Annotated in this window: 18 protein-coding genes and 1 pseudogene; 9 read left to right on the top strand and 10 right to left on the bottom strand. The window is 67.7% G+C overall.

Annotated features, from left to right (window positions below; all coding sequences use genetic code 11):
• The first annotated feature begins 54 nt into the window (after positions 1–54).
• The 3 genes from ACH46_RS00790 (at position 55) to ACH46_RS00800 (ending at position 3613) form a co-directional block, all read left to right on the top strand.
• Positions 55–858 (top strand): DUF5715 family protein, encoded by an 804-nt coding sequence (locus ACH46_RS00790; protein WP_157850979.1) that lies wholly within the window; start codon positions 55–57, stop codon positions 856–858.
• A gap of 35 nt (positions 859–893) precedes the next feature.
• On the top strand, positions 894–1913 hold the full coding sequence (locus ACH46_RS00795; protein WP_193392963.1) for an IS30 family transposase: 1020 nt from the start codon (positions 894–896) through the stop codon (positions 1911–1913).
• A gap of 200 nt (positions 1914–2113) precedes the next feature.
• Complete coding sequence (locus ACH46_RS00800) at positions 2114–3613, top strand: asparagine synthetase B family protein (protein ID WP_062391259.1); 1500 nt, start codon at positions 2114–2116, stop codon at positions 3611–3613.
• Positions 3614–3623: 10 nt separating this feature from the next.
• Here ACH46_RS00800 and ACH46_RS00805 read toward each other — a convergent pair.
• Both ACH46_RS00805 and ACH46_RS00810 read right to left on the bottom strand, forming a co-directional pair.
• Positions 3624–4420, bottom strand: a pseudogene (locus tag ACH46_RS00805) (SDR family NAD(P)-dependent oxidoreductase).
• Positions 4421–4528: 108 nt separating this feature from the next.
• Positions 4529–4921, bottom strand: coding sequence for a YccF domain-containing protein (locus tag ACH46_RS00810; protein ID WP_062391260.1), 393 nt, complete (start codon positions 4919–4921; stop codon positions 4529–4531).
• 36 nt (positions 4922–4957) lie between these two features.
• Here ACH46_RS00810 and ACH46_RS00815 point away from each other — a divergent pair, with 36 nt between their 5' ends.
• Together ACH46_RS00815 and ACH46_RS00820 are read left to right on the top strand one after the other, a co-directional pair.
• Positions 4958–5218 carry a hypothetical protein gene (locus ACH46_RS00815; protein ID WP_062391261.1) on the top strand — a complete coding sequence of 87 codons (261 nt, stop codon included), beginning with the start codon at positions 4958–4960 and terminating at the stop codon, positions 5216–5218.
• Between the two features lie 114 nt (positions 5219–5332).
• Entirely contained in the window at positions 5333–5842 is a 510-nt protein-coding gene (locus ACH46_RS00820) for a hypothetical protein (protein ID WP_226995717.1), read from the top strand.
• Positions 5843–5852: 10 nt separating this feature from the next.
• Here ACH46_RS00820 and ACH46_RS00825 read toward each other — a convergent pair whose 3' ends face one another.
• From ACH46_RS00825 to ACH46_RS00850, 6 genes are all read right to left on the bottom strand, one after another.
• Positions 5853–6416 (bottom strand): LemA family protein, encoded by a 564-nt coding sequence (locus ACH46_RS00825; protein ID WP_062391263.1) that lies wholly within the window; start codon positions 6414–6416, stop codon positions 5853–5855.
• 76 nt (positions 6417–6492) lie between these two features.
• Positions 6493–8250, bottom strand: coding sequence for a DUF2207 domain-containing protein (locus ACH46_RS00830; RefSeq protein ID WP_062391264.1), 1758 nt, complete (start codon positions 8248–8250; stop codon positions 6493–6495).
• Positions 8251–8383: 133 nt separating this feature from the next.
• Positions 8384–9835 carry a catalase gene (locus tag ACH46_RS00835; protein WP_062391265.1) on the bottom strand — a complete coding sequence of 484 codons (1452 nt, stop codon included), beginning with the start codon at positions 9833–9835 and terminating at the stop codon, positions 8384–8386.
• A gap of 179 nt (positions 9836–10014) precedes the next feature.
• Positions 10015–10818, bottom strand: coding sequence for a crotonase/enoyl-CoA hydratase family protein (locus ACH46_RS00840; protein WP_062391266.1), 804 nt, complete (start codon positions 10816–10818; stop codon positions 10015–10017).
• A gap of 29 nt (positions 10819–10847) precedes the next feature.
• Positions 10848–12992 carry an acetate--CoA ligase family protein gene (locus ACH46_RS00845; RefSeq protein WP_062391267.1) on the bottom strand — a complete coding sequence of 715 codons (2145 nt, stop codon included), beginning with the start codon at positions 12990–12992 and terminating at the stop codon, positions 10848–10850.
• Positions 12993–12996: 4 nt separating this feature from the next.
• A complete protein-coding gene (locus ACH46_RS00850) occupies positions 12997–13770 on the bottom strand; it encodes an enoyl-CoA hydratase/isomerase family protein (RefSeq protein WP_062391268.1) in 774 nt (257 codons plus the stop codon).
• 240 nt (positions 13771–14010) lie between these two features.
• Between ACH46_RS00850 and ACH46_RS00855 the strand changes: the two genes are divergently transcribed.
• Positions 14011–14904 carry a MurR/RpiR family transcriptional regulator gene (locus ACH46_RS00855; protein ID WP_062391269.1) on the top strand — a complete coding sequence of 298 codons (894 nt, stop codon included), beginning with the start codon at positions 14011–14013 and terminating at the stop codon, positions 14902–14904.
• A gap of 19 nt (positions 14905–14923) precedes the next feature.
• Here the strand turns inward: ACH46_RS00855 and ACH46_RS00860 are convergent, their stop codons facing one another.
• The gene (locus ACH46_RS00860; protein ID WP_062391270.1) at positions 14924–16036 is read right to left on the bottom strand and encodes a C45 family autoproteolytic acyltransferase/hydolase; all 1113 of its coding nucleotides are present in this window, start codon (positions 16034–16036) and stop codon (positions 14924–14926) included.
• A gap of 195 nt (positions 16037–16231) precedes the next feature.
• Between ACH46_RS00860 and ACH46_RS00865 the strand changes: the two genes are divergently transcribed.
• Positions 16232–17677, top strand: a complete 1446-nt coding sequence (locus tag ACH46_RS00865; RefSeq protein ID WP_062391271.1) for an amino acid permease — start codon at positions 16232–16234, stop codon at positions 17675–17677.
• Positions 17678–17757: 80 nt separating this feature from the next.
• On the opposite strand, the gene ACH46_RS00870 is transcribed toward ACH46_RS00865, so the two are convergent.
• Complete coding sequence (locus tag ACH46_RS00870) at positions 17758–18759, bottom strand: alpha/beta hydrolase (RefSeq protein WP_062391272.1); 1002 nt, start codon at positions 18757–18759, stop codon at positions 17758–17760.
• Positions 18760–18970: 211 nt separating this feature from the next.
• Between ACH46_RS00870 and gltB the strand changes: the two genes are divergently transcribed.
• Both gltB and ACH46_RS00880 read left to right on the top strand, forming a co-directional pair.
• Entirely contained in the window at positions 18971–23578 is a 4608-nt protein-coding gene (gene gltB, locus ACH46_RS00875; RefSeq protein ID WP_062391273.1) for a glutamate synthase large subunit, read from the top strand.
• Positions 23571–25025 (top strand): glutamate synthase subunit beta, encoded by a 1455-nt coding sequence (locus ACH46_RS00880; RefSeq protein ID WP_062391274.1) that lies wholly within the window; start codon positions 23571–23573, stop codon positions 25023–25025. Before gltB ends, ACH46_RS00880 begins: the two co-directional genes overlap by 8 nt.
• Positions 25026–25411 lie beyond the last annotated feature (386 nt).

Below are 25411 nucleotides of genomic sequence, written 5' to 3' on the forward strand. Positions count from 1 at the left end.
GTGTTCGACGACTTCGGTGTGCGCGGATTGTGGACTTTGGGAAGGGCGTTCTCGATGAGAGTGGATCCGGCGGTGTTGCTCGAGTATCGAGATGCTGTGGACTCGGTCGCCGGACGCCTCGCCCACGAGGACTCACCGGACCGCGCGGCGCGACTCCTGTCAGATCTCGTCGCGGGGGAGCCGGCGATCGTGCAGGTGCTGGCGTGTCACCCGGAGGGGTACGACGGAGCGGTGCGGAGCCTGAGCGGCGAAGCGGCTGCGTATACGCCCAGTACACGCAGTTCAGCGAGTGATCTGCCGAGCTTGATCCGCGTTCTGTTGCTGCATCAGGTGGACGTCGCGTGGTGGGGCGAGAGGCCCGAGTACGAGACGTCGCGAGACGTGATGGAAGCGGTCGACCTCGAAGATCTGGACGCCCTGAGAGCGGCGGGATCGCTGCGATTCCGGTACCGGCGGCAAGCGACCACGGCGGCGCATCGTGTGGTGCGTGGAGTCGCCCGGCGCCTGCCGATCGTCACGGGCCCGCCCGGGGCGGGGATGCGCTATCCCCGTGCGCGGAAAGAAGTCGTCGAACTCCTCAACGAGATCGCGGACGACTATCAGAATTCTTGCGGAGGCCCCAATACGTCTGGGGGTAGGGCCGGTGTCTGGGTGAACAGTGCCGTCCGCAGTGTCTCCCATCAGAATCACCTCCGAGATCTCGGCTACTCGGCCATGCGGCCGAGTTCTCACTGCATCGGTTACGGGGCCGATGTCGCAGTCCGCTGGTTGGAGCGCGTCGGCACCGACGGTCTCCTCAAGGAGGGGCGGTGTCATACCGTCGTAGCAACACTGCAGGCCACGAGGGGTTGCGGGTGACGCGGTAGGAGAGCCTGGTGGGGTTGGGGCGGATGATGCTGACGTCGGCGGATCGGACAGAGATCGCGGTCGGACGGCGGGCCGGGATGACGATTACAGCGATCGCCGAGCAGATCGGGCGGGACAAGTCGGTGGTGTCGCGGGAGATCAAACGCAACGCCACCAAGACGGGCGCGTATCAGGTGGTGCACGCCGACACGCAGGCACGGGCGCGTCGGGCCCGTCCGCAGGTACGGGCGATCGATGCGGACTCGGTGCTCGCCGACCGGGTGCGGGCGGATCTGTCGAGATCGCGGACGCCGAGGCAGATCGCGGGACGGTTGAAACTCGAGGCCGAAGTACCCACAGTGTATCCCATGAAGGGTTCGCCGAGCGCGCAGGGGCGCCGTGTGTCGCATGAGTCGATCTATCGGTGGATTTATGCTCTGCCGAAGGGAGAGTTGGCTGCTCAGGGCATCCTGTTGCAGTCCAAGCGGACCACGCGTAAGCCGCGTAAGTCCGTTGGTGAGCGGTCGGCGCGGATTGTGGGCATGGTCAGCATCGATGACCGCCCCGAGACGGCGACCGATCGGCGAGTGCCGGGCTGGTGGGAAGGCGATCTGATCGTCGGGAAAGCTGGCCAGTCCGCCGCGGTGACCCTGGTCGAACGCACGAGCCGGTACACGCTCGTCCTGGGGCTGCCGGACGGGAAGAAGGCGCCCGGGGTCGCTGATGTGCTGATCGATCACCTGCGGGGACTACCGGAGTTCATGCGACAGGGGCTGACGTGGGATCAAGGCACCGAGATGGCCGAGCATGCCAGCGTGACCGTTGCTGCCGAGTTGCCGATCTACTTCGCCCATCCGCGTTCGCCGTGGGAGCGGCCCACCAACGAGAACACCAACGGACTGATCCGTGAGTACCTGCCGAAGGGCACCGAGATCCCGTCCGACCAGCTGTACCTGGAAGCGATCTCCCGCGAACTGAACGAACGGCCACGCCAGTGCCTGGGCTTCTACACCCCGAGGGAGGTCTTCGAACAGTTACTGAAGGAGAACGTTGCTTCGACGAGTTGACACCGCCAGGTGCTCCTCGAGCGACGGGACCGCGGAGAGATGAATGTCATCGATGAGGGCGCCGCCTGGCACGTGTGCCCGGCGCCGCACACGGTCCCCGCCCTGAGAGCTGCTTTCGACGCGAGAACGGAGAACTGAAACGTGTGTGGAATCGCACTGATCGTCGGTGACGGGGTCGAACCGCGTCATCTCGACCGTTGATGGCGGCCATCGGCGGCCGCGGCGAGGTGGACGAGCGCGCCGCGTTCCCCGGCGCGGTGGCAGGCACGCAACGGCTGCGGATCGTCGATCGGGACCGCGCGGTTCAACCGTGGCGGTCCGCGGACGGTTCCCTGGTCCTGTGCTTCAACGGGGAGATCTTCAACCACGACGACCTGCGTGCGCAGCTCCGCGCGCTGGGTCATGAGTTCCGGTCGGAGTCCGATACGGAGGTGGTGCTCGAAGCATTCCGCGAATGGGGTCCGGAGGGGACCCGGAGGCTGCGAGGCGAGTTCGCCTTCGCGATCCTCGACCTGGAGACGCACGACGTCTACCTGTCCCGTGATCCGATCGGGGTGAAGCCGCTCTACTACGCATGGCGGCACGGCCGTTTCCACGTCGCCTCCGAAGTGAAAGCCCTCGTCGGTCTCGGCTCGCCGATCCACGAGGTGGCGCCCGGACACCACGGATCCACCCGCGGCGAATCGGGACCCGTGCTCGTGCCGCACTTCGAGCTGTTCGACGCCCGCCGAGAGCTCGGCCTGATCGACTCCCCGGAGACGGCGATCGAGCTGATCCGGTCGACCCTCGACGAGTCGATCAGGATCCGCATGGCGACTGATCTGCCGGTCGGCGTCGTGCTGTCGGGCGGCCTGGACAGCTCCCTGGTCCTGACGAAGGTTCATGAGCAGCATCCGGACTGTGTCGCATTCACCATCGGGACGCCGGGCAGTGAGGACCTGCAGTACGCCCGCCGGCTCACGGCCGAACTCGGAGTCCGCCACGAGGTGATCACCATGCACCCCGGTCAGATCGGGCTGCGGGAGATCCGCCGAGCGATCCGCATGGGCGAGTTGACTGAGTACGGCGACGTCATCAACGCGATCGTGTCGATACCGCTGTTCGCCCGGGTGCAGGAGACGGGCATCAAGATCGTTCTCACCGGCGACGGATCGGACGAGCTCTTCGGCGGCTATCCGATGTACCACGAGATCGGCGAGGAGCAGGGCGACCGCTTGTTCGCGCACAAGCTGCTCAATCTCGGCCGCACCGAGCTGCAGCGGGTCGATCGATCCAGCATGGGGCAGGGCGTCGAGACCCGCGTGCCGTTCCTCGATCGGGAGATGATCGCGCTGGCCATGCGGATCCCGCTGTCGATGAAGACGGCCGGGGAGCAGGAGAAGTGGCTGGTGCGCGAGGCGTTCCGGGACATCCTCCCGGACTACATCGTGAGCAGGCCGAAGGCGGGGATGTCGTACTCCTCGGGCCTGCACGACCGCGCTCGACTGTTCAAGCCGCTGTTCCCTCGCCTGCACCGCCGGCTGTCGTACGACCTGCACGCGCCGATTCGACGGGACTTCGACACGGTGCTCAGCTCGGTGGGGAACGATCTGGACCTGGCGATGGCCGCCGGTGCGCTGCGCACGGACTACACCCCCGCCGAACGAGCTCGCGATCTGCTCGGGGCGGTGCGCTGGAACGTCCAGGCGGCGATCGGCTGACGTCGGGGGCCTACGGCAGGATCGAGTCCACGTAGCCGCCGTCCACGCGGACGGCGCCACCGGTCGTCGCCGAGGCGAGTGGCGAGCTGAGGTAGACCACCATGTTCGCGATCTCCTCCGGCTCGATCAGGCGCTGCAGCAGGGACTGCGGGCGGTGCAGGCGCATGAACTCGCGCTGGGCCTCCTCCCAGGGGAGTGCCGGGTCCACGAGCTGGTAGACGAAGTCTTCGACGCCCCGGTGTGCGTGGGCCCGGCCAGCACCGAGTTCACGGTGACCCCGGTTCCCGCGGCGGCCTTCGCGAAACCGCGCGTCACACCGAGCAGAGCGGTTTTCGAGACGCCGTAGTGGATCATCTCGGCGGGCGTCACGATCGACGAGTCGCTGCTGATCACCAGGATCCGACCCCACCCGTTCTCGATCATCGCAGGCATCAGCAGTCGGGTGAGACGTACCGCGGACAGCACGTTCACGTCGAAGTAGCGGCGCCACTCGTCGTCGGAGATCTCCAGCGGCTCCGCCGCCCCGAAGATGCCGAGGTTGTTGACCAGGACGTCCACCCGGCCCAACTGTCCGACGACGCTCTCGGCGCCCGCCTCGTCGGTCACGTCGGCCACCACCGGCACCAGCTCGGCGCTCGGGACCTGGGCGAGGATCTCGACGATCGCGGCGTCGACCCGATCCCGGCTGCGACCGTTGACGCCGACGCGCGCCCCCGCGGCCGCGAGTCCGGTGGCGATGGCGAGGCCGATGCCCTGGGTGGATCCGGTGGTGACGAGGGCGGTGCGGCCGGAGAGGTCGATGTGCATGGGACGCCTTTCGGTCGAACGGTGCTGACGGTCCGGGGCGGGTGGACCCACCACGACCCTAACCGGGGACGGTCGTCGTCGAGGGTCGACCGCGGTCGGTTCCGTCGGTCAGTACGCGACGCGCGGATCGTTCGTGGAGACGATCTCGGCGCCCAACGGCACCAGCGAGATCGGGATCATCTTGAAGCTCGCGATGCCGAGCGGGATGCCGATGATCGTCAGGCACAGCGCGATCCCGGTGGTGAGATGGCCGATCGCCAACCAGATGCCGGCGACGATGATCCAGACGACGTTGCCGATGGTCGACGCCGCACCCGCCCGGGGATGGCGGACCACCGTGCGACCGAACGGCCACAGCGCGTAGTTCGCCATGCGGAACGACGCGATCCCGAACGGGATGGTGATGATCAGGAGGCAGCAGAGGATGCCCGCGACCACGTACCCGACGGCCATCCAGAAGCCGCAGAGCACCAGCCACAGGATGTTGAGGATCGTCTTCATCGCTCCATTGTGCCCGCCTCGCATAGGCTTTCGTCTATGGGGAATGACCCGGAATCCGGGGGACCGAGCGCGGTGTGGTCGGCGGCGGCCGCCGTCGTGCTGACGGTGCGGGTCGTCGCCGTCATCGCGACGCCGATCCTCGTCTTCGCCTGGCTGGTGGCCGCGGTCCGCTCCGGCCTGCTCAACGGGTGGATGTGGTGGGCGGTCGGCGCGGCGCTGGCCCTGTTGATCAGCAGCTACCTGTACAGCTACCTGCGCGTCCGGTATCCCAGTCGGAGCGAGCGCTGGGAGCCGTGAAAGACCGTTGTCCGAGTTGGTCGACGGCACGCCGTTTGTCGGATTCGGCGCGTAGGGTGAGGCGCACGCGCGGCGACCGTCAGGGTGGCCGGATCACCCCGAGGACGGTGTCTGATGACGTCACGAGCACGGCGACGTGCCACGGTGTCCATGCTGGTTTCGGCCGCCGCGGTCGGGCTGGTCTTCGGCAGCGCCCCGCAGGCAGCGGCCCAGCCGCCCACGCCGCATCGCGTCGACCAACTCGGCGACATCGTCTACGACCAGCTCTTCACCGTCGGCGTACAGGTGTACGAGCGGGTCGAGACGCGAAGGCAGACGGTGTACGCGCCGCAGCCGGTGACGAACTACATCCCGGTACTCCGGCGACTCCACTCCCCGCGAGAGGGGAAGCCGGGCTCGCTGCGATACGGCTTCCTCGGATCACCGCTGCCGGAGGCCTTCGCCACGCAGGGCACGCTCGGGCGATCCTCGGCGAGACTCGGGACGGGCCACATCGTGACACTGAATCCACGCACCCTCGGCCCGAGCGATCACTATTCGCAGCTGTGCGTCAGCGATCCGCTGGACGGCCGCCGGATCGGGCCGCTGGCCGGAGGAAGCCTCGCGCTGTGGTGCCCGTCCTGACGAGCGTCGGTCAGAACTGCACCTGCGGGGGCTGCTGCTGACCGGCCGGAGCCTGGTAGAACTCGCGGGTGCCGACGCTCGCCATGCCCTTGAAGAACATCCACGGGATGGTCTGCACCAGCTGGTTGAGGCGTGAGGTCGCGTCGTTGTAGTACTGGCGCGCGAACGGCAGCTTGTTCTCGGTGTCGGCCAACTCGGTCTGCAGCGACTGGAAGTTGGCCGACGCCTGCAGCTGCGGGTAGTTCTCCGCGACGGCGAACAGTCGCCCGAGAGCGCCGCTCATCTGCGCGTCCGCGGCTGCCTTCTGCGCCACCGACGGGGCGTGCGCCGCGTTCTGGACGGTCGCGCGCGCAGCGGTCACCGCCTCGAAGACGCCCGCCTCGTGAGCGGCGTACCCCTTCACGCTGTTGACGAGGTTCGGGATCAGGTCGGCGCGACGCGTCAACTGCACGTCGATGCCGCCGAGCGCCTCCTGCGCGACGATGTCCGCCTTGCGGAGCTTGTTGAAGCCGACCATGGCGAACACGGCCAGGAGGACGACGATCACGACGATGGCGATGATGGCCCAGATCATGGGGTTTCCTTCTCTCGGGGGACTCGGTTGTCTCTCGGGGTACTGCTGCTGAAATCTAGTCTCACCTCGAGCGCGCTCACCACGAGCCGCCGCCTCCACCGCTGAAGCTGCCGCCGAACCCACCGCCGCCGCTCGACGACGACTGCGACGCGCTGTACGCCGACAGCGAGGAGGACAGGCTCGACTCGAAGCTGTCGAGTCCGGACGTTCCGCCGCTCATCAGACCGTGAGCGCCGGCGCCGTAGTAGAGGCCGGGGAGCCAGACGGGGTCGGGCGGTTCCTGGCCGGTGGTGTACCGGTACTTGGCGGCCCATGCGTCAGCACAGTCGAACGCGATCGCGTACGGGATGAAGCTGGTGTACAGGTCTTCGCGGGCGGAGAAGTCGAGCCGGTCCTGGTTCGACGGCGTCGACAGGAGCCGCTCGAATCCGCCCGCCCGGGACCAGACCTGTCGGCCGAGGCGGGTGCGGCGGGTGCCGACGCCCGCGAGCAGCAGGCCGACGCCGCCGATCATGAACGCCGCGAACGGCAGGCCGACGATCGTGGGGACGAAGCCTAAGGCCATCAGGAGCGCGCCGATGACGAAGGCGACGCCGACGACAACCCGCCCGATGATCTCGAACGGACTGCGCCGGAGCACGCCGGTGGTCAGGGCCCACGACTTCGTCGTCTTGGTGAGTTGGTCGGTGGCACCCTTCAACTTCTCGCCCGCCTCCGTGGAGCCGTCCGCGGCGAAGGTGGCGCCCCGTGCGGTGAGGCCCAGGGCCGACATCACGACGGCCGACGGGCCGTCGAGCGCGGCGTACTCGGACGCCGACATCCGTGCGGTGATGGTCCAGTCGGTCGACGAGGCGCGCTCGAGGCCGATGTGGCCCTGCTCGGCGAGGTGGAAGAGCGTCGCGATGAGCGCCTTCTTCGGCATCGCCTCGTGGATGACGAAGTGCGTCGCCGCAGGCCCGAGGAACCGCTTCGGACTCTGCGGGTCGGCGGGCGGCTCGAACATCACCGGGAGCAGCGGGGTGTCTTCGCGGCTGCGCCTGGTCCAGAACAGGCCCGCTCCGAGGGTGAGCAGCGAGATGATCACCGCCGTGATCGGGACGGCGGGCGAGGAACCGAGCACCGGATCCATGCTGACGCCCCACGGTCGACGATCCTGCCCGGGACCGGCGAACGGCAGGCCGGCCTTCACCGCGACGCCGGTCGTCGGCGAGAGCGCGCCCGTGGTCACGGTGCGGGTGGACGCGTCGGGTTCGCCGACGGTGCACGGCGACCCGTCGTTCACGCGGCACTCGAACGACGTCGGTGCCGCCGGGAACCGGATGGTGCTGGTGCTCTTGAGGATCTGCATCTTCCAGCCGTTGGGGATTACGCGCCAGATGAAGGAGCCGGGATTGCCGTCGCGGATCGTGCCGTCGACGCGGTAGGAGATCCGGTAGGTGTGCGTGCCCGCGGAAACGGTCGAATCGGGGTCCCCGATCTTCGCGACCTTGAATCGACCGCCCTGTTCCGAGGACATCTCGAACGGGACGGACTGGCCGTCCATGGTGACGCTGATGTCCTGCGGCACATAGCGGACCTCGGCATCGGCGGCGTCGGCCACATCCCAGAACCGGAAGATGCCGTGCTTGTCCCAGCCGGGGAACTCGGTCGTCAGGGTCTCGGTCGCCGTCAGCCGACCGTTGTCGGCGAGGGTGAGATCGGCGGCGTAGTCGGTGATGACCACGGGGTCGACGCCCGCGTCGGTCGAACCCGATCCGGCGTTCGCGATCACGGGCCAGAGGAGGCCGACGGCGGTGACGAGCACGGCGATCAGCGTCAGCACGACACGTTTCATGCGGATGAGCGTAAACGGGTCGCGGCGAATCCGTCCTGTTCACGGTGTCGATTGAATGACAAGGTCCCGCACCGCGACTCGAGCGGCTTCGGCAGGTCGCCGAAGCCGCTCGATCGCCGGTGCGACGCTGCGCCTACTGCTGGGCGCGGACGCTCTTCTCGATCCGGGCACCGATGTCCGGGTCGATGTTCTTCCAGTACTGGAACGCGCGGGTCAGCACCGGTTCGGAGACCCCGTCGAGCAGGTGGCCGGACACGTTGTCGACCAGGCGCTGCCGCTGGTCGTCGTCCATCACCTCCCGGACCAGGGTGCCGGGCTGACCGGTGTCGTCGTCCTCGGCGTGGTCGACGTACGCGCTGCGGACGATGTCGCCGTCGGCGGCCCACTGCGGTTCCGGCTGCCCCGGATAGTCGGCGACGGGACCGCCCTTCGAGTTCGGCGCGTACACCGGATCCGAGACCGGATCGATCCGCATGGCGCCGTCCTTGGAGTAGCTGCGGACGTCGCTGTGCGGCCGGTTGACCGGGATCTGCTTGTAGTTGGCGCCGAGCCGCGCACGGTGGGCGTCCGAGTAGGCGAACACGCGGCCGAGCAGCATGCGGTCCGGGCTGAAGCCGATGCCGGGAACCGTGTTGCTGGGCTCGAAGGCCGCCTGCTCGATCTGCGCGTGATTGTCGGTCGGGTTGGTGTGCAGCGTCATCCGACCCACGTTGATCAGCGGGTAGTCGGCGTGCGGCCACACCTTGGTGAGGTCGAACGGGTTGAAGCGGTAGTCCTTGGCGTCGTCGAACGGCATCAGCTGCACCTTCAGGGTCCAGCTGGGGTGGTCGCCCTTCGCGATCGAGTCGAACAGATCGCGAACGTGGTAGTCGCCGTCCTGCCCGGCGAGGGTGTCGGCCTCGTCCTGCGTCAGGAACTCGACGCCCTGATCGGAGATGAAGTGGTACTTCACCCAGTGCTTCACACCGTCGACGTTGACCCACAGGTACGTGTGCGAGCTGTACCCGTTCATGTGCCGCCACGTACGCGGGATGCCGCGGTCGCCCATCAGCCAGGTGACCTGGTGCGACGACTCGGGCGACAGCGTCCAGAAGTCCCACTGCATGTCGTGGTCGCGGAGATTGTTGTCGGCGCGCCGCTTCTGCGAACGGATGAAGTGCTGGAACTTCATCGGGTCCTTGATGAAGAACACCGGCGTGTTGTTGCCGACCATGTCGTAGATGCCGTCGTCGGTGTAGAACTTCAGCGCGAAGCCTCGCGGGTCGCGCCAGGTGTCGGGGCTGCCTCGTTCTCCGGCGACGGTCGAGAACCGCGCCACCATCTCGGTCTTCACACCCGGCTGGAACAGCGAGGCGCAGGTGAACTGTGAGACGTCGGACGTGGTCTCGAACGTGCCGAAGGCGCCGCTGCCTTTGGCGTGCGGCTGTCGTTCAGCGATGCGCTCGCGATTGAACTGCGCCATCTGCTCGATCAGATAGTGATCGTGAAGCACGATGGGGCCGGCGGCGCCGACGGTGAGCGAGTGCTCGTCGCTGCCGGCCGGTGCACCGGAATCGGTGGTCGTGTGGTTGGGCTCCTGGGTCATGGCACCCTCCTGGGATAGTTGGGCTCGGCGTGGGCTGTGGTGGACGTAACAGAACCTCCCATCCATGAGGCTATCGGCCTTCCACAGGTCCGTCGACTCTCTCCCGCCGACCACTGACGGACCGGAGCGTAGGCATCCGGTCCGTCAGTCAGTCGATGGGCCGCCGTGGGCCGATGCGGCTATTGCCCAGTGAACTCCGGGTCGCGGCGTTCGAGCATGGCGTTGACTGCCTCGAGATGATCGTTGGTCTGATGCGCGATCGACTGCATCGCCGCCGCGAACTCCAGTGCCGACTCCAGAGTCTGGTGCTGCGATTCGCGCAGCAGCCGCTTGGTCATGCGGATCACCTGCGGGGGGTTCACCGCAACACGATCGGCGAGCGCCCGCGCCGCCGCGAGCAGTTCGTCGGGCTCGTGCACCGAGGAGACCAGGCCCCAGTCGAGGGCGGTCGCCGCACTGATGGCATCGCCGGTGAGCGCCATCTCGGCGGCGCGGGCCGCTCCGACGATTCGGGGCAGCAGCCAGGCGCCGCCGTCGCCCGGGATGATGCCGACCTTGACGAAACTCTCGGCGAAACGCGCGTTGGTGCTGGCGACGCGAAGATCACACATCAACGACAGATCGCAGCCCGCGCCGATCGCCGGCCCGTTCACGGCGGCCACGATCGGGATCTCACAGTGGTAGACGGCGCGGGTGATGCGCTGGATGCCGTGCCGGTAACCCTGGCGCAGTTCCGCGGGGGTACCGCCGAACATGCCGGTCTTGTCGCGCATGTGCTTGACGTTGCCGCCGGAGGAGAACGCTGAACCGGCGCCGGTGAGGATCGCGACGCGGACGGTCGGGTCGGCGGCGACGTCGGCCACCGCGTTCTCGATCGCCTCGACCATGTCGGGCTCGGAGATCGGGTTCCGCGTCTCGGGAGTATTGAGGGTCCACGTGACGACGTGGCCGTCACGCTCGATCAGCAGGGGAGAAGTGGTCATGGGATCAGCTCCGGGATGGTTGTTGGGGCTCATTCGGACAGGATGACGCGGACGTCCACCGGTAGCACGGTGGCGCCCGAGGCGATGACGGGGTTGAGGTCGAGCTCGCTGATCTGGGGGTTCGAGGCGACGATGTCGCCGACCCGAACCAGGAAACGGGCCAGTTCGCCGCGATCGACAGCGGGCAGGTTCCGGTAGCCGTCGAGCATCCGCGACGCGACGGTCTCGTCGATCATCTCCAGGGCTTCGAGCTCGGTGAACGGCGCGGCGCGGAAGGTGACGTCGGCCAGGGCCTCCACCAGCACACCGCCGGTGCCGAAGGCCACGACCGGACCGTAGATGGGGTCGTGCGTGGCGCCCACCAGCAGTTCGACGCCGCGGTCGGCCATGGGTGTGACTACGATGCCGTCGATCACCGCGTCGGGGACGTGCGAGAGCACGGTGTCGAGCATGGCGGCGGCGCGCTCGCGCGCATCGTCGGCGGTCACGTTCAAGATCACGCCGCCGGCGTCGGACTTGTGTAGGACCTGCGCCGAGACCACCTTGAGCGCACACGGCACCCCGTGGTCGGCGACGGCTGCGGCGGCGGCTTCCGGTGAGTCGGCCAGGGTCCACGGCCCCACATCGATGCCCGCGGCTTCCATCAGGCGGCGCGCACCGGGTTCGTCGAGGACGCCTGCGGGCAGCGTCGGACCGGTCGGTGCGGGCAGTGCCAGCGTGGACCGCTCCGATGCGGAGGCGATCCGGTGACCGCGGCGGTACAGCGCGGTGACTGCGCGGACCGCGTGGTCGATGGACGAGACCACCTGGACGCCACCGGCGCGCAGCACACCGTGGTTGACCAGATCTTCTGCCGCGTAGCAGCTCTGCACCAGCAGCGGGATGTCGGAGTCCGCAGAGATCGTCAGCAGGTCGCGCGCGGTGGCGTCCTCGGCGTCGGCCAGCCGGGGGTCGAACCGCACGTGGTAGCCGCCGAACAGGCCGACGATCAGGACCAGGCCGACCTCGGGATCGGTGACCAGCGTGCGGACGCAGTCGGCGAAGACCGTCGGGTCGGCGTCGGTGGCACCGGCGACGTCGACCGGATTGTGGACGGCCGCAGCGGTGCCGAGCTCGCGTCGCAAAGCCGCCTGCGTCTCGTCGGCCAGTTCGGCGAGGGGGACGCCGGCGTCGGCGAGCGCATCGGCGGCGAGGGTGGCGTGGCCGCCGCCGTCGCTGAGGATGGCGACCTTCTTGCCGGCGGGCAGGGCCGTGGTGGTGGCCAGGGTGCCCGCGATGACTGCCAATTCGTCGGATCGGTCGACCAGTTCGGCCCCGGCCTGCCGGAGCACCGCCGTCGCCACCGCATCCGAGCCGGCGATGGAGCCGGTGTGCGAGAGGGCGGTGCGCTGGCCGATCTCCGACCGGCCGCCGCGCAGGAGCACCACCGGGGTGGTCGGCGTCGTCGCCGCGAGGGCGGTGAGCACGGCGCGGCCGTCGACGAAGCCCTCCGAATGCAGGGCCACAGCACCGGTCTCCGGTTGGCGCGCCAGCGCCGTGATGCACTCGTCGTAGCGGACGTCGGACTGATTTCCCAAACCCACGTAGGCGTGGAATCCCGGGCCCTTGAGCTGGCGGTCGTCGTTGACCAGCGAGAGCAGCATGTTGCCGCTCTGGGTGACGATGCTGACCGGGCCGTCGGGCACGCCCGGCAGGCCGACGAGGTTGGCGCCGGAGCTGACGTTGAGCATGCCAGAGGTGTTGGGTCCGATCACCCGCACGCCGGACTCGGCGATCGCTTCGAGCAGGCGGGCCTCGGCTTCGGCACCGCGGTCACCGGTCTCCTTGAAGCCGTTGGCCAGTACGATCGCGCCGGGGATGCCGACGCGCGCGCACTCGCGCAGGGCGTCCGGCACGGCGGCCGCAGGCAATGCGATGAGGGCTGCGTCGACTCCATACGGGAGGTCGGTGATCGCCGAGGTCACCGGCAGATCGAGGATGGTGTCGGCGGTGGGGTTCACCGGGAACACGGGGTGGGCGTAGCCGGCGTCCTGCAGCGCTCGGATGGCCTGGTAGCCGCGCTTGGCCGGGTTGGTCGAGGCGCCGATCACGGCGATCGACTGCGGATCCAGGAGCCGGTCGAGGGGATCGAGGTCCTGGCGGGCGGGGTCGAGAACGGGATTCGCTGTGGTCATGTCGTCACCGGCCCTCGAAGCTGGGGTCGCGCTTCTCGGCGAAGGCGGCGACGCCCTCGGCCCAGTCGTACGTGCCCATCAGTTCCACGAGTTGCCGGGGCTCGTCGGCCAGCGCGGTCTCGATGTCGTCGTCGCGGTACAGGGCGGCCTTGATCTTGGCCATCGACAGCGGCGCCTTGGCGGCTAGCTTGGCGGCCAGCTCGTGGGCTGCTGCGGTCAACTCCTCGAGCGGAACCGCGCGGTAGGCCAGGCCCCACTCGGCGGCCTGCTCGCCGGTGAACCGGTCGCCGAGGACCAGCAGGTCGGTGGCGCGCCGCAGTCCCACCAGGCGGGGGAGGCGATGCGTGACGCCGCCGCCCACGTAGGTGCCGATCGAGACCTCGGGGAAGCCCATCTTGGCGTCGTCGGCCATCAACAGGAAGTCGGCGCTCACGGCCATCTCGGCGCCCGCGCCGAGCGCATAGCCCGCCACGGCGGCGATGACCGGCGTCGACATGGTCTGAATCTGTTCGCACACGCGCTGACCCAGGTCGGTGTAGTACCGCTGGCGTTCCGGGGTGCGGCCGCCCGCACCGTGGGCCTTCAGGTCGGCGCCGACGCAGAACGCGCGGCCGGTACCGGTCAGCACGACGGCGCGGATCGCGGGATCGGCGTCGGCGGCGCGGAGCGCGACAATGGTCTGCTCGTACAGCTCTTCGCTGACGGCGTTGAGTCGGTCGGGCCGGTTGAAGGCGATGGTCTGGACGGATCCGTCGACCGTCGTGAGCACGGGAGTCATCGGAGGCCTCCTGGTTCGAGAGTGGCAGGCGTGCGGGGGGAAGGTGACTGTCGGGGAGATCACTCACCGCGGCAGGTGCGTCCTATTCAACTAGAGATCGACGAGAAATGCAATAAAAATTGCAGAATGATTCGTTTGTGCAATTCTGGCGATGGGCTCGATGAAGCCTCGCCGACCGCCCCCGGTAGCGTTGAAAGGTGCCAGTACCGTTGGAGATCAGACACAGCCGAGAGGAAGACGATGGCGAAGAAGGTGGCGGCCGCCGATGCGCCGGCGACGTTCGAGGCACTCCTCGTGCTGCTCCACGCTCGGATGGAGGCTCTGTCGCCGTCGCACAAGCGCATCGCCGAGCGGGTGATGGTCGATCCGGAGAGCGTGGCGTTCATGACCGTCTCGGATCTGGCGGCGGCCGTCGAGGTCAACGAGGCCACGGTGGTCAGGTTCGCCAGCGGCCTCGGGTTGAAGGGATTCCCCGGGCTGGTCGCACTGTGCCGGGAACGGCTGCGCGAGCAGGCGCAGTTGCTTCGTCGCTTCGAGAATCTAGAGAACCTCGACGGTGATCTGCGGGCCAGTGCGGTGGCGATGGACCAGACCAACGTGGCGCGGACCTTCGCGCAGATCAGCGACTCCACCTGGGAGTCCGCGGTGCGGGCGTTGGCCTCCGCGCCGCGCGTGCACGTCATGGGCCAGCGCAAGACTTTCGCGCCCGCCTATCTGCTGGGCTACCTGCTGGGGATGCTCCGCGAGGAGGTCTCGGTGGTCACCGGCAGCTTCGGCGGACTCACCGACGACATCCGGCACATCCGCGAAGGCGACTGTTTCGTCGCGGTGTCGATTCACCGGTACTCGATGGAGACGGTGCGCAGCGCGCAGAGCGCCCGTGAGCGGGGCGCCCATGTCATCACCCTCACCGACAATCCCAGTTCGCCGCTGGCGGTGAGCGGTCACGACGTCTTCTACCTCGAGGCCGCCAGCCCTTCGGTGCTCCGGTCGATGACTGCCTTCACCGTGCTGGTGCAGGCGCTGGCGGCGAGCGTCGCGCAGCAGATGGGACGCAGCGCCCGCGAGTCCCTCCTCGAGGAGGAGGGACTGCTGAGCAGCTTCGAGACGTACTACGCGGCCGACGGCGAATAGCGTCGGCGGTCGGCCCGGACTAGCCGAGGCCGTTCGCGAAGTCCGCGACCGCGATCGACGAGGTGCCGTGCGGGGACCGCAGGTGCACACGCCCGGCGTGCAGGTCGACGATGGTGGTGCACAGCGTGGTCAGCGGGTCGTCGCCCTCGGCGGTGCGGTGGACGCCGCCGCACGGGATCGGATTGTCGCACATCAGCTCGGTGAACCATGCGACGTCGGGTTCGCCTGCAGGCAGGGCCAGGTTGTCGAGCACCCGGCCGCGATCGACGCTCTCGTCGTACAGGCCCAGGTGCGAGGTGGCCTGATCAAGTGACTGGGAGGCGGGCGAATCGATTTCGGTCGGCAGGAAGCGCAGATGGTTGGTGTGCCACATCAGCGGGGATTCGGCGGTCGGTGTGCGTGTGGCGATCTGTCCGGCCGCCGATTCGACGGTGACCGACCGTCCGGTGCCCGACTCACCGATTGTGAACGTGAAGCCGCCGGCGATCGGATGTTCTCGCAGGTAGGCGACGGCGTCCTCGAGGCTCTTCGCGCCCTGCAGTCCACGTGCCACATAGTGGCGTCCTGCGGCGACGCTCGGGTGGGCCACCTGCACGTGGTTGATGCCCCACGCCAGACCTGCGGCGTTGATCGCCCAGGCATTCGACGGCAGGAAGCCCGGGTACCACTGCGCGGTGACCGGCTGCTCGCCGTCGAGGAGCAGGGTGACGAAGCGGAAGTGGCCGTCCAGGCCGGGTGCCCCGTCCTCGTTGTGGGCGATGAACGCCGATTCGCGAGACCATGCGAGGTCGCTGCATCCGGTGCCGTCGTCGTAGCCGAGGTCGCCGCGGAAGTTCGCCAGCAGCAGGGCCTCGAAGTCCTGTCCGGAGCCCTCGGCGAGGGCTCGCAGGTCGGCCAGGGGGCCGGGCTGGTCGGCGGCCGACGCATCGGTGACGGCCGCCAGCGCCGCGCGGCCCTTGTCGGTGCTGGTGAAGCGTTGTAGGCCCGCGCGCTCGGGCATGGCGTCCTGAACTGCCGCGATGCTGTCGCGGGTGTGCTCGCCGAGGGCGCGGATGGCATCGTTTCGGGGGCCGCTCACGACCAGCCAGTCGATGCCTGCGATCGACTGCTCGCGGATGGTGACATCGGTCATTCTTCAGTTCCTCACTGTCGGTGCCGGTCGGTCTGACGTGACTGGCTTCACGTCTACGGTAACCCAAGATCTGCAGGAATCACATGCATCATCTCTCGGCAATGCAAATTCTCTTGCATTTCTTGTTGTGATCGGCCACACTGTTAATCCTGACCTTCCCCTGTAACCCTCCCCACAGTGACTCGGAGAACCCTTATGGATCACTTGCAATCGCCGTCCACATCGGCGGCGACGGCCACGGAACGGCTCCGTGGCGCGTTGACCGAGCGGCAGATGACGATGATCGCGATCGGCGGCGTCATCGGCGCCGGTCTGTTCGTCGGCAGCGGTACTGCCATCCAGAACGCCGGCCCCGCCGTGCTCGTCTCGTATGCCGCCATCGGTGTGCTGATCGTGCTGGTTATGCGGATGCTCGGCGAGATGTCGGTGAATAATCCGGCCACCGGATCGTTCTCGTCATACGCCAGCCGCGAACTCGGCCCGTGGGCCGGCCTGTCGGTGGGCTGGCTGTACGCCTACCAGTGGTGCGTGACGATCGGTTTCGAAGCCGTGGTCGGTGCCGCAGTCACCCACCAGATGTTCCCCGCGATACCCACGTGGCTCGCCGCACTCGTCTACATGGCGGTCTTGATCAGCGTCAACCTCACCCGGGTCGAGAACTTCGGCACCTTCGAGTACTGGTTCGCGATGATCAAGGTGGCCGCCATCGTCGTCTTCCTGCTCCTCGGGATCGCGGCGATCTTCGGGCTGCTGCCGAGCGCGGACGCGCCGGGCATGACGAATCTGACCGGTCAGGGCGGATTCGCCCCGATGGGGTGGACCGCGGTACTGACCGCCTCGCTCATCGTGTTCTTCTCGTTCTTCGGCACCGAAGCGGTGACTATCGCCGCCGGTGAGGCCAAGAACCCGGTCAAGGCGGTGAAGGCCGGAATCAACAGCGTCGTCTGGCGGATCCTGTTGTTCTACGTGGGTTCGATCGCGGTGATCGTCGTGCTGCTGCCGTGGAACTCCACCGACGTCGCTGAATCGCCGTACTCGGCCGTGCTCAATCATCTGGGCATCCCGTACGCCGGCACCATCATGAACGTCATCGTCCTGGTGGCCGTGCTGTCGTGCCTCAATGCCGGAATCTACTCGTCGTCACGCATGTTGTTCTCCCTCGCCGACCGGGGAGAAGCGCCGAAGCTGCTGCGTCGCACCACTTCTCGCGGAGTGCCGATCTTCGCGGTATTCGCTGCATCGAGTGTCGGGCTGTTCACCGTGTTCGCCAACTATGCGCTGCCGACCGCGACGGTCTATCAGTTCCTGCTCAACTCGTCCGGGTCGATCGCCGTCGTCGTCTACATCATCATCACGGTCACCCACATGCGCAGTCGCCGCAATCTGACGGCCGAACAGCGTGCCGGGCTCGACTTCAAGATGTGGCTCTTCCCGGTGCTCAACGTCTTGGTGCTGATCGTTCTCGGCGCCGTGATCATCGGCATGGCGATGCGCGACGACAGTCGGGAATCGTTGGCGCTGACTACGGTCGTGACCGTAGCCGCGGTGGTCGCCGGGCTCATCTACCAGCGACGCAACGGTGGCCGCGACACCCACGCGGAGACCTTGCCGGGCGAAGCCGGGCTGCCTACCGTGCCGTGACAGCGAGTTGAGAACGTCCGTGTGAACGCGCTTGACGGCGTCCTTCCCATTGGGAGGACGCCGTCGGGCTTTCCTGCAGGTCAGGGCGACGTGTGACTGTGTGCGGCGATGAAGTTCGCGGCCTCGCGGACGGCGGTGCGTGATTCGGAACTGAAGTACGGAAACATCTGGAACACGTGGCCCTGCCCGCGCCACTCCTGCAGCTCCGACTCGCCGCCGGCATCCAGGAGGAGGCGATGGATGGTGCGGGCGTCGTCGGCCATGATCTCCCGGGCACCCACCTGGATCAGAGCGGGCGGCAGATCCATGTCGGACGACAGCTTCACCCGCATCCGCGGATGATTCGGGTCGGCGGCACCGGAGTACAGGTCTAGGAACCGCCGCGCGCCGGCGACGTCGATGAGCGGGTCGCGGACACCGCTCGCCTCGAGCTGTCGGGCGAGTTCGAACGACGGATCGTACAGCGGGGAGAACAGCATCATCGCGCGCGGCTGCGGCACCCCGTCGAGGTGATTCGACGCGATCAGGTCAAGCGCCAGGTGCCCGCCGGCGGAATCGCCCGCGACGACGATCTGCTTCGCGTCGAAGCCCTGCCGAAGCAGCCAGCGGTAACCGCGGATGGCGTCGTCGCCCGCGGCGGGCCACCGGTGCTCGGGGCCCATCCGGTAGTCGAGACTGAACGCGCCGATCCCGGAACGATGCGTCAACCTGGACACCAGGCCTCGGTGGGTGCGCGGTGAGCAGATCACGTAGCCGCTGCCGTGCAGGTAGTACAGAATCGGTCGCCCGGACGCTGGATCGGGGACGCTGTCACCGCCGCCGCGCTCGTGGAGCCATTCGCCGCGCACCTGGCCGCCGCCGGTGTGCTCGTGCACCGGTGTGGTCCGGGTGTCCTTGGGGACTGGACTGAGCAACGACAGCCCGCGGTTCACACCGGGGCGAGCGGCCGACAGCAGCACCGGGCTCAACGCCGCACCGCGTCCGGCGACGGCCATCAGCGGCCTCGACGCGACGGTCGTCTTCGAGAACGCGCGTGCACGGAACGAAACACGAGACGCGACCGGCTGTGACGTGGAATACACAATGAGACTGTATCTTCTTTTTGCCTCATCGCTGGGGAAGTGGAATACTGACATCACTGCGCTCTGTGTTTCGCCGGTGTTTCCCTCCGGTTGCAGAGCGGGCCAGCAATGAAGCTGATTCCCCGGGCGGTGCGATCATCCGCGCCGACATCTACCGGGACTCTCCAGTACGTAGTTAGTGCGCAGCGTGGCGTACGGAGTAGGCAGATTCATGAATCACATGCCGGGGCCCATCGGGCTCTACGATCCCGCCCATGAGCACGACGCGTGTGGCGTCGCATTCGTCGTCGACATCCATGGTCGTCGCAGTCGCGACATCGTCGAGAAGTCGATCAAGGCACTCGAGAACCTCGAGCACCGCGGTGCCCAGGGAGCCGAGCCGAACACCGGCGACGGCGCGGGCATCATGATCCAGGTCCCGGACCGCTTCCTGCGCGAAGAGGTCGAGTTCGAGCTCCCCGAACAGGGCTCCTACGCCACCGGCATCGCTTTCCTCCCGCAGGCGTCGCACGACGTCACGGACGCGATCGACGGCGTCGAGCGGATCGTCGCAGAGCAGGGCCTCGAGGTCTTGGGGTGGCGCGAGGTGCCGATCGACGACAGCACGCTCGGCGCCCTGGCGCGCGATGCGATGCCGACCTTCAAGCAGCTCTTCGTCGGCGGCGCCGCGGGCATGGACTTGGAGCGCGCGACCTATGTGGTCCGCAAGCGCGTCCAGAACGAGCTCGGCGACAAGGGCGCCGGTCAGGGCGAGGCCGGCCGGGAGACCGTCTACTTCCCGAGCCTGTCGGGCCAGACCCTGGTCTACAAGGGCATGCTGACCACTCCGCAGCTGCGCGCCTTCTACCTGGACCTGCAGGACGAGCGTGTGGAGAGCGCGCTCGGCATGGTCCACAGCCGCTTCTCCACCAACACCTTCCCGTCGTGGCCGCTGGCGCACCCCTTCCGTCGCATCGCCCACAACGGCGAGATCAACACCGTCGTCGGCAATGCCAACTGGATGCGCGCCCGCGAGGCCCTGATCAAGACCGATGTCTTCGGGGCGGAGGCTTCGGCGCTCGACAAGGTCCTGCCGGTCTGCACGCCGGGAGCGTCGGACACCGCGACCTTCGACGAGGTCCTGGAACTGCTGCACCTCGGTGGCCGCAGCCTGCCGCACGCCGTCCTGATGATGGTCCCGGAGGCGTGGGAGCACAGCGACACCATGAAGCCCGAGCATCGGGCGTTCTACGAGTACCACTCGGCGCTGATGGAGCCGTGGGACGGACCGGCGTCGGTCTGCTTCACCGACGGCACCGTGATCGGCGCGGTCCTGGATCGCAACGGTCTGCGGCCGTCGCGCATCTGGGTCACCAAGGACGGTCTCGCGGTCCTGGGCTCCGAGGTCGGCATCATGGACGTCGATCCCGCCGACGTGATCTCCAAGCAGCGTCTGCAGCCGGGCAAGATGTTCCTGGTCGACACCGCGCAGGGTCGTATCGTCGCCGACGAGGAGATCAAGGATCAGCTGGCCGGCGAGCACCCCTACCAGGAGTGGCTCGACGGCAACCAGGTCGCGCTCGAGGATCTGCCGTCGCCCGACCACGCGCGCATGCCGCACGACCGCGTCGCCCTCCGCCAGCAGGTCTTCGGCTACACCTCGGAGGATCTGCGCCTGCTGATCTCGCCGATGGCCTCGACCGGTGGCGAGGGTCTGGGCTCGATGGGCACCGACACCCCGGTCGCCGTCCTCTCGAACCGCCCGCGGATGCTCTTCGACTACTTCCAGGAGATGTTCGCGCAGGTCACCAACCCGCCGCTCGACGGCATCCGCGAGGCGATCGTCACCAGCCTCGGGATCCGCATCGGCGGTGAGCGCGACCTGCTGAACCCGGGCGCCGAGTCGGCCAAGCAGATCGTCTTGAGCCAGCCGATCCTCGACAACGACGACCTCGCGCGTCTGGTCGAGATCGACGGCGACGCCACCGGCTTCCCGTCGGTCCACATCCACGGCCTGTACCCGGTCGCCGAGGGCGGCGAGGGTCTGCGCCGGGCGCTCGACGGCGTCCGCGCCCAGGTGTCGGCGGCCATCGCCGACGGTGCGCGCATCATCGTCCTCTCGGACCGCGAGTCCGACGAGACCCTCGCGCCCATCCCGTCGCTGCTGCTGACCTCGGCGGTCCACCACCACATGGTCCGTGAGCGCACCCGCACCCGGGCCAGCATCATCATCGAGTCGGGCGACGCCCGCGAGGTGCACCACATGGCGCTGCTCGTCGGCTTCGGCGCCAGCGGCATCAACCCGTACATGGCGTTCGAGACCATCGAGGACATGCTCGAGTCGGGCGCGCTCCCGCCGTACCAGGAGGGGATGAGCCACGAGGAGGCCTTCGCGAAGGCGCGCGCCAACTACATCAAGGCGGCGGGCAAGGGCGTCTTGAAGGTGATGAGCAAGATGGGCATCTCGACGGTCCCGTCGTACAACGGCGCCCAGCTGTTCCAGGTCATCGGCCTGAGCCAGGAGGTCGTCGACGAGTTCTTCACCGGTCTGCGCAGCCAGCTCGACGGCATCGGTCTCGACGAGATCGCAGGCGAGGTCGCCGAGCGGCATGCACTCGCGTTCACCGATCGTCCCAGCGAGCGGGCCTACCGCGAGCTCGAGGTCGGCGGCGAGTACCAGTGGCGTCGGGAGGGCGAGTACCACCTGTTCAACCCGGACACGGTGTTCAAGCTGCAGCACTCCACCCGCACCGGCCAGTACTCGGTGTTCAAGGAGTACACGAAGATGGTCGACGACCAGGCCGCCCGCCTGGGCACCCTGCGCGGCCTGTTCGACTTCAACTTCGGCGACCGCGATCCGATCCCGCTCGACAAGGTGGAGCCTGCCAGCGAGATCGTCAAGCGCTTCTCGACGGGCGCCATGAGCTACGGCTCCATCTCCGCCGAGGCCCACGAGACCCTCGCGATCGCGATGAACCGTCTCGGCGCGCGCTCCAACTCGGGTGAGGGCGGCGAGGATCCGCGTCGCTTCACGCACGACGAGAACGGCGACTGGCGGCGCAGCGCCATCAAGCAGGTGGCGTCGGGTCGGTTCGGCGTGACCAGCTACTACCTGAGCAACTGCACCGACATCCAGATCAAGATGGCGCAGGGCGCCAAGCCGGGCGAGGGCGGCCAGCTGCCCCCGCACAAGGTGTACCCGTGGATCGCCGAGGTCCGCGGCAGCACTCCGGGCGTCGGCCTCATCTCGCCGCCGCCGCACCACGACATCTACTCGATCGAGGACCTGGCGCAGCTGATCCACGATCTGAAGAACGCGAACCCGCAGGCCCGCATCCACGTGAAGCTGGTCTCCGAGATCGGTGTCGGCACCGTCGCCGCCGGCGTCTCGAAGGCGCACGCCGACGTCGTCCTGATCTCCGGGCACGACGGCGGCACCGGTGCCAGCCCGCTGACCTCGCTCAAGCACGCCGGTGCACCGTGGGAGATCGGTTTGGCCGAGACCCAGCAGACGCTGCTGCTCAACGGTCTGCGCGACCGCATCGTCGTGCAGGTCGACGGCCAGCTGAAGACCGGTCGCGACGTCATGATCGCCGCCCTGCTGGGCGGTGAGGAGTTCGGTTTCGCGACCGCTCCGCTCGTCGTCTCGGGCTGCATCATGATGCGCGTCTGCCACCTCGACACCTGCCCGGTGGGCGTCGCGACGCAGAACCCGCTGCTGCGCGAACGGTTCTCGGGCAAGCCGGAGTTCGTCGAGAACTTCATGCTGTACATCGCCGAGGAGGTGCGCGAGCTGCTCGCACGGCTGGGCTTCCGCACCCTGCAGGACGCGGTCGGTCACATCGAGGCGCTCGACACCGGCAAGGCGATGGCGCACTGGAAGGGTCACAAGGCAGGCAAGCTCGACCTGTCGCCGATCCTGACACTGCCGGAGTCGCCGTTCATGAACCAGGACCTGTACTGCTCCGGCAAGCAGGACCACGGTCTGGACAAGGCGCTCGACAACGAGCTGATCGAGAAGGCCCGCGCGGCCATCGAGTCGGGGACCCGCGTCACGCTGTCCTCGCCGATCAGCAACGTCAACCGCACGGTCGGCACCATGCTCGGCCACGAGGTCACCAAGGTCTACGGCGCACCCGGGCTGCCCGAGGGCACGATCTCGATCGACTTCGAGGGCTCGGCGGGCAACAGCTTCGGCGCCTTCGTCCCGCGCGGCATCACCATGCGCATCGAGGGCGACGCGAACGACTTCGTCGGCAAGGGCCTCTCGGGCGGCAAGATCGTCGTGCGGCCCTCGCGCAAGGCTCCCGCGGAGTTCGTCGCCGAGGAGAACATCATCGGCGGCAACGTGATCGCGTTCGGCGGCACCGGCGGCAAGATGTTCCTCCGCGGCCGCGTCGGCGAGCGCTTCTGCGTCCGCAACTCGGGCGTGCAGGCTGTCGTCGAAGGCGTGGGCGATCACGGTTGCGAGTACATGACCGGCGGCACCGCGGTGATCCTCGGTCGGACGGGCCGCAACTTCGCGGCAGGCATGTCCGGCGGCGTCGCGTACGTCTACAACCCGCACGGTGAGTTCGAGGCCAACCTCAACGACGAGTTGGTGGAGCTCGAATCCCTCGACGCCGACGACCTGGCCGTGCTGTCGGGCCTGCTGACCGAGCACCGCGACGAGACGGGGTCCACCGTCGCCGCCGCGATCCTCGACGACTGGGCTGCGGCCCAGGGGCATTTCGTCAAGGTCATGCCCCGCGATTACAAGAGGGTGCTCATCGCCATCGATGCCGCTGAGCGCTCCGGACGAGATGTGAACGAAGCGATCATGGAGGCGGCACGTGGCTGATCCGAGAGGTTTTCTCAAGCACACCGAGCGGGAGACGCCGGTCCGGCGTCCCGTCGACCTGCGGTTGATGGACTGGAAAGAGGTCTACACCGAGTTCGACAAGGACACCCTGCGCACGCAGGCGAGCCGCTGCATGGACTGCGGCATCCCGTTCTGTCACAACGGCTGCCCACTCGGCAACCTGGTTCCCGAGTGGAACGACCTGGTCTACAAGGACCAGTGGTCCGAGGGCATGGACCGGCTGCACGCCACCAACAACTTCCCGGAGTTCACCGGGCGGCTGTGCCCCGCGCCGTGCGAGGCGTCGTGCGTGCTCGGCATCAACCAGCCCGCGGTCACCATCAAGCAGGTGGAGCGCGAGCTGATCGAGAAGGCGTGGGACGACGACGATGTCGCGCCGATCCTGCCGACTCACAAGACGGGCAAGAAGGTCGCGGTCGTGGGCTCCGGTCCGGCCGGGCTCGCCGCCGCACAGCAGTTGACGCGTGCCGGCCACGACGTCGTCGTCCTGGAGCGTGCGGATCGGATCGGCGGTCTCCTCCGCTACGGCATCCCCGAGTTCAAGATGGAGAAGCGGATCATCGACCGTCGTCTGGAGCAGATGACGGCCGAGGGGACCGTCTTCCAGACCGGCGTCAACGTCGGCGTCGACATCACCGTGGAGCAGCTCCGCAGCGACTACGACGCCGTCATCCTGGCGAACGGCTCCACCATCGGGCGCGACCTGCCGATCCCGGGTCGCGAGCTCGACGGGATCCACCAGGCGATGGAGTACCTGCCGCAGTCGAACCGCGTGCAGCACGGCGACGTGGTCGACGGGCAGATCACCGCGGAGGGCAAGCACGTCGTCATCATCGGCGGCGGCGACACCGGTGCCGACTGCCTCGGCACCGCTCTCCGTCAGGGCGCCGCGAAGGTGCACCAGTTCGAGATCATGCCGAAGCCGCCCATCGAGAGGGCCGAGTCCACGCCGTGGCCGACGTACCCGCTGATGTTCCGCGTCTCCTCGGCACACGAGGAGGGCGGTGAGCGCGTCTACAGCGTGAACACCGAGTCCTTCGTCGGCGAGAACGGCACCGTGACCGCGCTGAAGGCGCACGAGGTGAAGATGGTGAACGGGCGCTTCCAGAAGGTCGAGGGCTCGGACTACGAGTTGAAGGCCGACCTGGTCCTGCTCGCGATGGGCTTCGTCGGCCCGGAGCGCGGCGACCTGCTCGACAAGCTGGGCGTCACCTACAACGAGCGCGGCAACATCGCCCGGGGCGACGACTTCGGCGCCACCGGTCTGCCCGGCGTCTTCGTCGCAGGCGACTGCGGTCGCGGTCAGTCGCTGATCGTGTGGGCCATCGCGGAGGGTCGTAGCGCCGCTGCCGGCGCCGACGCCTACCTGATGGGCTCGTCGCAACTGCCGTCGCCGATCACGCCGACGCTGGTCGCTCAGCGGTAGGGGCCTCCTCGCTGGTTGAGCCTGACGAACGTAGTGAGGAAGTGTCGAAACCCCGCGACAGCACGCCGGAACAATGAGGTTCCGGACGTGTTGTCGCGGGGTTTTCGTCATCGTCACCGACCCGTCATCGAGGTCCGATCGGAACAGTGACCACGGACACGCTCCCACGATTTGGAGTTTCGACCTCCGAGGGGGCTTAATAGTTAGGCACTCGCACCCAGTCGGGACCGCGGCCAAGCAAAACCTTCCCACCCGGAAGACAGAGTTTGCGCCAAGCCCGCCGGTGCAGTAAGCTGGAAAGGTCGCCTCGGACACGAGGTAGACGCCATAAAACTACAGATGTTCATTTGGTCAGGTTCTATTTTTCTGGCTTTGTGTTGAAACTT

Source organism: Gordonia phthalatica (assembly GCF_001305675.1).
Taxonomy (GTDB): Bacteria; Actinomycetota; Actinomycetes; order Mycobacteriales; family Mycobacteriaceae; genus Gordonia; species Gordonia phthalatica.